The organism is Methanobrevibacter filiformis (assembly GCF_001639265.1).
GTDB lineage: Archaea > Methanobacteriota > Methanobacteria > Methanobacteriales > Methanobacteriaceae > Methanacia > Methanacia filiformis.
This window is the reverse complement of sequence record NZ_LWMT01000071.1, coordinates 1-4853: the sequence shown is the minus strand read 5'-3', so window position 1 is coordinate 4853 and position 4853 is coordinate 1. Positions and strand designations below refer to the sequence as shown.

At 26.8% G+C, this 4853-nt stretch carries 4 protein-coding genes; 2 read left to right on the top strand and 2 right to left on the bottom strand.

The genetic code is table 11. From position 1 onward, the window contains the following. Nucleotides 1–166: 166 nt before the first annotated feature. Nucleotides 167–436: a hypothetical protein gene (locus MBFIL_RS02640; protein ID WP_066971223.1), complete on the top strand. Its 270-nt coding sequence runs from the start codon at nt 167–169 to the stop codon at nt 434–436. Between the two features lie 14 nt (nt 437–450). After that, a complete protein-coding gene (locus MBFIL_RS02635) occupies nt 451–1062 on the top strand; it encodes a hypothetical protein (protein WP_066971221.1) in 612 nt (203 codons plus the stop codon). A gap of 92 nt (nt 1063–1154) precedes the next feature. Here the strand turns inward: MBFIL_RS02635 and MBFIL_RS02630 are convergent, their stop codons facing one another. Next, on the bottom strand, nt 1155–2849 hold the full coding sequence (locus tag MBFIL_RS02630) for a glutamate--tRNA ligase (RefSeq protein ID WP_066971219.1): 1695 nt from the start codon (nt 2847–2849) through the stop codon (nt 1155–1157). A 334-nt stretch (nt 2850–3183) separates the two neighbouring features. Next, a complete protein-coding gene (idsA, locus tag MBFIL_RS02620) occupies nt 3184–4179 on the bottom strand; it encodes a short chain isoprenyl diphosphate synthase IdsA (protein ID WP_066971215.1) in 996 nt (331 codons plus the stop codon). Between the last annotated feature and the right edge of the window lie 674 nt (nt 4180–4853).

The following is a 4853-nucleotide window of genomic DNA, read 5'->3' as shown; positions in this document are numbered from 1 at the left end:
TTAGTATATAATACCTATTGAATTTAAATATTTTTAAAAAAACATTACTAAAAATGTAATATCGAAAGTAATATATAGAAATAACTCAATATACTAATAAAATTATAAATCAGAATTAATATAAAATTAATAATTAAGGACAAAAAGATTAATAAAAGATGATAACATGACTAACCTCCAATTACTAGAATTAATATTCTTCATTCTAATTATAGCTATAATAACAATATCCATTTTATTAATTAGAGAACATTTAGAAAAACAAAAAAAGAATGACAACAATGCCACTAATCATAAAGGCGACATTTCTGAAAAAGAGTTTCCTTTTGTTAGTAATTCCTGGACAGAACCACTTCCTGAAAAAAGGAATTTAGAGCCGAAAGTATTTAGTAAATCATATCAATCTCCATGGACCAACACCATAAAGAAACACTGAAAAGAGGTTACTATGTGCAAAATGAAAAATCAATTAATAGAAATAAAAACAGCCATATATACTACAACAACCTAGCTGCTAACTTACCTAAACCCTCTACAAAAAACACTAATGAAGAGATGTTTAAGCATAATACTGATATTCATCCAATTAATTGTAGAATAGAAAATAATAATTTATTCTGTGGTGAAAATGACTCATCAGAAAACAATTACTTCAATTCTATCTCTGATAATGGAGAAACTGCAACAGCTGAAACATCTATAAATTATATTAGAAACTCCACCAATAATAGTGTGGAAATGGATGTTGGAGAATTAATATATAATGAAACAAAACAACAATTCACATTTAAAGATCAAATCAAAGATATGGAATTAGAACATCTCACAAAGATTCAAACCCACAAAGAAACAAAGCAAAAAGTAAATTCAGTAGTTAAAGGTGAAAAAAGAGAAACTGCTGTAAATAGCTATAAAATTAAAATTGGTGAGGATATAATCTTTTTTTATAATAACGAAAACTACTCTAGTGAAGTTTTAGATATTAAACATGACAATCTAAAAGTAGTATATAGATCAAAAAATGTATGGATAAATCTAACTGATGTCAAAAAAATTTTATAAATTGTTAATTGTTAATATACCTCTAAAACTGTATTTATTACTATAAATCATTTATTAAAATAAAAAAAGTTATATAAATAGAAAATAAAAGATTATTTATGTGCAAAATAGAAGATTAATTTATCATCTTCTATTTTATCTAATCTTCCAAATCCAAATCTTTCAAATTGAACAATATCTCCTACTTTTAATTGTTTACAATCAGCTTCACAATATCCACTTACTATAGAGTTATCATCTAATACAACATCTGCTTTTACATAGTCTACAGATGAAACCCATTGTATTATCCTTGCTTTATTTTCTCTTGCTTTTTCAAAAGATTTACTATCAAATTGAGCAATACCTTCAACTATATTAATATTAACTGCATCCATCAAACGAATAAATCCATTTTGAACATCTTTTTCACTTAGATACACTCCACCTGTAAATATTAATGTACGATCCCCCCTATCTAAAAAGTCAGGATGAAGTGGTCTTTTAATAATTAAAGAATCATTATATTCAGAATTATCAAACAAATCAGCAATATTATTAATTTCTATTTTTTTAGGATTTTCAACAAAGAAATACCTGTTAGCTTTCTCCTCTAAAATATTACGATTTAAACCATAGATTTTTTTCCAGCTAATAGCCGAATCTGACATTTTAATTCCTATTTCAATCATCAAATCATGAATAACTTTGCTTTGAATTCCTCGTTTTGCAATAGCTCTTAGGGTTCCAAGTCTTGGATCATCCCATCCACTATATTCACCTTCCCCTATTCCTGCTAAAGCTCTTGAGGTACTAAGTGAAATATCCTCCATTTTAAGTCTACCATAATGGATAAACTCTGGAACATCCCATCCAAAATGCCCATAAAGATATTTTTGCTTTTCACTGTTTGCAAGGTGATCTTTACCTCTTAAAACATGTGTCATATTCATTAAATGATCATCAATAGCTACTGAAAAATTCATCATTGGATATATCCTGTATTTGTCCCCTAATCTTGGATGAGGTTCTTCTACAATACGCATAGCTACCCAATCACGAATAGCAGGGTTTTTATGTTTAATATCTGTTTTAACTCGAAGAACTGCTTCTCCAGCATCCATTTGATTAAAGTCATTCCAAAGCTTTAGATTTTCTTCAACAGAATTGGATCTGCATGGACATGGAATAGACTCATCTTTAAGATGTTTAAATTCCTCTCCTTTACATGTACACATATATGCACCATTAATTTGAATTAATTTCTCTGCATATTCATAGTAAATAGGAAACCTATCACTTTGAAGATAAACTTCATCAGGAACAATACCTAACCATTTCAAATCTTCTTTAACCATATCATAAGCTGGAGGATAAATTCTTTTAGGATCGGTGTCTTCAATTCTAAGAATCAACTTACCATCATACCGCTTTACATATTCCCCATTTGGAACTGCTGCTCTTGCATGCCCAATATGAAGAGGACCACTTGGATTTGGTGCAAATCTCATCACCACATTCCCAGTTTCACCAGGTAATCCAACTAATCCTTTTTCTTTTTCCTGTTTTTTACCCTCAACTACTTCTATTCCTCTTTTAACTATCTCATCCTCTTGTTCTGCATGAGACATTCCATTAATCTCAGCAACAATACGTCCTGCTAATGCACTAACTTCTTTAGCATTCTTACGAAGCTCAGCTTCACTACTCATAATAGAACCTATAACTGCTCCAAGATTAGCTTGCCCTTTATGTTTAACAGCATTAATAAGTCCATGTTTATAAACTATTTTTTCTAAATCACTCATAAAATCACATAAAAAGATTAAAATAAAATTAATTAAAATAAAATTAATTAAAATTAAATATATTAACTTAAAAACAAATATATAACTTATAAAAATACAATAAAAAAAAATAATGTCATCAACAATAAATGACAAAATAATTTATAAAATAATTACTAATAAATCTAAAAAAATAATGTCATCAACAACAAATGACAAAATAATTTATAAAATAATTACTAATAAATCTAAAAAAATAATGTCATCAACAATAAATGACAAAATAATTTATAAAATATATTATAACTTTAAGTTTAAATTATTTAATTTTAAAGTATGTACTAAACTTTGAAAATTATTTTTTCCTATCAAGAACATAATCTGCTATTAACTTAAGTGCATTTTTATAGTCAGAGTCAGGCAATAAATCTAATAGTTCCTTAGCATTGTTAACATATTCTTTTGCAAGATTGTTAGAATATTCAAGAGACCCATATTTTTCAAATATATTTAATGCAGTATCTACATCACTTGGACTAGAATTATCATTTTCTAAAATAGCTATTAATTTATTTTTATCATCTGCAGATGCTTTCTCAAGTGCATTAACTACAATTAAAGTCATCTTACCTTCAACAATATCACTACCAACAGGTTTACCTAGTGACTCTTCATCACTAACAAGATCAAGATAATCATCCCTGATTTGGAAAGCAAGACCAATAAAACGACCATAATCATACATCATAGCTATTTCTTCTTCTGAACCTTTACCCATAATAGCTCCAGCTTTAGTAGCAGTAGCAAGCAGTGCAGCAGTTTTTTTAAATATCATGTCTAAATATTCTTCTTCCTTGACTTCAAAGTTTCCTTCAAAGCCCATATCCCATGCTTGACCTTCACAAATCTTAACGCATGCATCAGCCACTGTTGCTAATGTATCATTCGCATATTGGCTAGAACCCACATCACTTTTAGCATTTATAACCAATTGGAATGCCTTTGAAAATAAAGTATCTCCTGCTAAAATAGCTACAGGTTCACCCCATACCTTATGAACTGCAGGTTTACCTCTCCTAATATCATCTTTATCCATAATATCATCATGAATTAAGGAAAATGTGTGAATAAGCTCAATAGCTGCTGCTGATTTAATAGCATCAGACTCATCTCCACCAACTGCTTTACAAGATAAAATTGTTAGTGTTGGTCTAAGCATTTTACCTCCAGCATCAGTTAAATGAATCGAAGCCTCTTTAAGTTCATCTGGACTAATAGTAGAAAGTGCTGATTTAATTTCACTATAGATACTATTAGAATACATTTCTAAAACTTCTTTTATATCTTGCATAAACTTCCTCCATTAAATCATGACAATATTATTCTAAATCCATACAGAACTGTTTTTATTAATTAATAATCATGATTAATTATAATAAAATGTTAATTTAATAAAGTTTCAATTTTAAAACAAAACGATTAATAGATAATTAATAAATTTTGAATTTAATAAAGAATATGAACCAAAAATAGATTAAAGTCTTAATTTAATCTATAATCTAAATAAAGGATAAGTCCATTAACTAAACATTATAAAATATTACTTTATAATTTAGTATTAGAATCTTAATTAATAAAAAGTTATGTATTTCCATTAATATAGAAATTAATTATAAAATTACAGATATTAAAAACAATCTGAAAATAGTTAAAATTACAAAACAAGAACATAGGAACGTAATTTAAGAATATAGAAATTTGAAATTAATAAAAAATATGAAAAATAATAATAATTCATGTTATTATATTACTTTTGTTTCGTTATATCTATGATAAATGAAATGAATTAGAAATGGACATGTGAAATATTAATAATTTCACTAATTGGCTGTGCAATAATTATTTTTTGTAAAAATAGATATCTAATTAAAATAAATTAAAATATTTGTAAGTCATTAATACATATTTTTTATAAAAAATAAATGTTTAAAATAGTTATAATTAATAAATAACTCATATTAATTA